Below are 2,581 nucleotides of genomic sequence, written 5' to 3' on the forward strand. Positions count from 1 at the left end.
CCGCCAGCTCCGCCACCTGGCGGAGCTGATCGGGGGCGAACCGCTGGCCCGTCGACTGCTCATGGGGGTCTAAGCCTTTGGTCGGAGAGAAAAACGAGGCGAGCTTGCACCTTGCCCTCTGGTGCCTCTCTGACTTCCAAAGGAGCCCCATCGCAGCTCCCGCCCGTCGGCTTCTCTTTGAGGATGTTCTCCAGCCGGGTTCCCGAGTGATCCGGCCGCACCGCGGCTCATTTGCCCGCTGCTGCGGCAACTTCCCGGCTCCATCCTTCGTGGCTGGAGGAGCTCCGCCGGAAGCGAGCAGGGCAAGCGGCCAGGAGGCCGCCGGGGCCGAGCAGAGGCCCGAGCCGGCTGAGCACGTACCGGCCGAGATGGGGACCAGCGGATAGAGGAACTCCAGGCTGGCGGGCAGCGGGACGGAGGCGCGATCGTCGGCAACCGGCTCTTTGCTGAGCGTCAGCCTGATTCCTCGATCGAGGCTAACGGCTCTCGCGGCGCTTTGCGAGCAACGGGTTTCCACAAGTCGATTCTCGATCGGGAGGGGAGGATCTCCGCCGGGAATTTGGGGAGAAAGAGCCAATGGAAGGGGGATCGTCTCCTCGGGCTACCCCAACGGAAGACGAATCGGACTTCTTCTGGTTTCGTCTTCTCTCGGCGAACGACCGCGGCGTTCGAGAGCCGCGTGTCGATGGGAAGCGCGCGGCTTCGAGGTGGATGCCGAGCGGGCTGGTGCGAGTGGGACCTTACGGGCGAGGAGCTCCCCGTTTCGCGGGAGGGGTGCCAGGCAGTTCCCTAGGAATCGGCAAAGAGTGGCCTTGCTCTCATCCCACCGATTCCGCCGCGCCGTCAAACGGCAGGAGGCGATCGGATAATACCGAAGATCCTTCGACTCCAGAGTAAGATTGCGGGCTTCTGGGTTGCCGTGGGGAGCCGGCGGGAGTATGGAACTTCAGGACACGGCGAAGATCTCTAACGGCTCACGACCCGGCGGGCGGAGAGTTCTCACCCGTGGCGCGGCGCGTCCGAGCAAGAGATGTGGGCACAGGGACTTAATGATGGAATCCGGTGCGGGATGCGGAACGCCGGAACCGAGCGGGAGGAAGGGCTGTCGGAATCGACGAGCCGATGCCGCAGAGGCAAAGGGGAAGGCTGTAGATGCGCTCATCTGCGCCCTTCTGCGCGAAGAGACCCCCGCGTGGCCATGGGAAGGCGACGAGAGCTTCACGGCCCGGTTTCTCGAGAGGAGCGCCTACCATGGCGTTCAGGCTCTCGTCTACCACCTCTGGCAGAACCGGATGGGGAAGGCCGCCGAGCTCGGCTGGCCGAAAAGGGTGTTGGACGCTTGCCACGAGCAGGCCATCGCGAAAGCCATGTGGGAGCTGCGCCACCGGAAGCTTCTCAAGCGGGTGGTGGCCGCGTTCTCGGAGCTCGGCGTGCAGCCCATCTTTTTCAAAGGGACGGCGTTGGCCTACGACCTCTATCCCGCACCTTTCCTGCGTACCCGAGCCGATACCGACCTGCTCGTCCCTCCCCGCAAGCGCGATCCGGTAATTCGGGTGCTCGAGTCCTTGGGCTTCGCGCGCAGACCCAATGTGAGCGGGGATTTCATCACCTACGAGGCGGAATTTGGTTGGATGGCCCCCGTTTCCCATCAAGAGCATCTCTTGGATTTGCACTGGCGGATCAATAATTCGGAGCTCCTAGCGCAGCTCTTTCCGCATGAAGAGGTGTGTGCCGCGGCTCAAGGGCTGTCAGCCTTGAATGCCGACGCCGTCGCCGTTTCCCGGGTCTACGCGCTCCTGCTCGCCTGCATGCACCAGGCCGTTCACAAGCAAGCCCCCTATTATGTCGACGATGTGTCGTATTATGGTGGCGACCGTCTGATCTGGCTTTACGACATTGATTGCCTCTTGGGGAACTTGTCTCTCCACCAGTACTGGGAGTTTGTGGAGCTTGCCGAACGCAAGGGATTGCGAAGGACCTGCCAGCGGTCGATCGAACGGGCCATCTCTCTCTTTCATGCCGTTGTGCCCGAGGAGGCGTATCGGGTGCTTGCCCGGCAGGGATCGCAGAAATCCGCCGATCGCTATCTGGAGGCATCTTCCCTCTACCGGTTTTGCGCCGATTTCCGGGCCATCCCCGGGATCCCCAACAAGCTCCGCTTCCTGGGTGAGCTCTTCTTTCCTCCGGAAAGCTACATGCGGTCCAAATACGCTGGCCGTAAGAGGGCTTGGCTGCCTTGGCTCTACCTGCGTCGGGCCGGAACGGGGCTCAGGAAAAAGCTCCGGGTGAGGACTCCCTGATCTCGACGGACCGTGTCCCATGAAAGAGATCCGGATCTTGCTTGCCTTCGCCTCTCCCTATCGGGGGAGCCTGGCCATCGGGGCGGGGCTGATGGTCTGCGAGAGCGCGTTGGCGTTGGCCGTGCCCTGGCTCGGCGGCAAACTCGCCGAGGCCTTTCTTCAAGAGCATCCCGCCGGCAATCCGCAGCCGCTCTTCTTGGCGATGCTGGCGCTGTTGGCCGCTCAAGCCCTGCTCAAATTCGGCAATATCTCCCTTCTAGGGGGAGTAGCCGATCGGCTTT

1 protein-coding gene and 1 pseudogene are annotated in these 2,581 nt (G+C 63.1%); both read left to right on the forward strand.

All coding sequences use genetic code 11. The features are described 5' to 3' along the window. Window positions 1–1,049 precede the first annotated feature (1,049 nt). Entirely contained in the window at window positions 1,050–2,300 is a 1,251-nt protein-coding gene (locus FN369_RS00700) for a nucleotidyltransferase family protein (protein ID WP_178087579.1), read from the forward strand. 19 nt (window positions 2,301–2,319) lie between these two features. Next, window positions 2,320–2,581, forward strand: a pseudogene (locus tag FN369_RS00705) (hypothetical protein); the annotation flags it as partial.

This window comes from Methylacidimicrobium cyclopophantes (assembly GCF_902143385.2).
Taxonomy (GTDB): domain Bacteria; phylum Verrucomicrobiota; class Verrucomicrobiia; order Methylacidiphilales; family Methylacidiphilaceae; genus Methylacidimicrobium; species Methylacidimicrobium cyclopophantes.

Excerpts from the sequence above, each read along its gene's own strand:
- FN369_RS00700 (WP_178087579.1), top strand. The coding sequence starts at position 1,050 with ATGATGGAATCCGGTGCGGGATGCGGAACGCCGGAACCGAGCGGGAGG.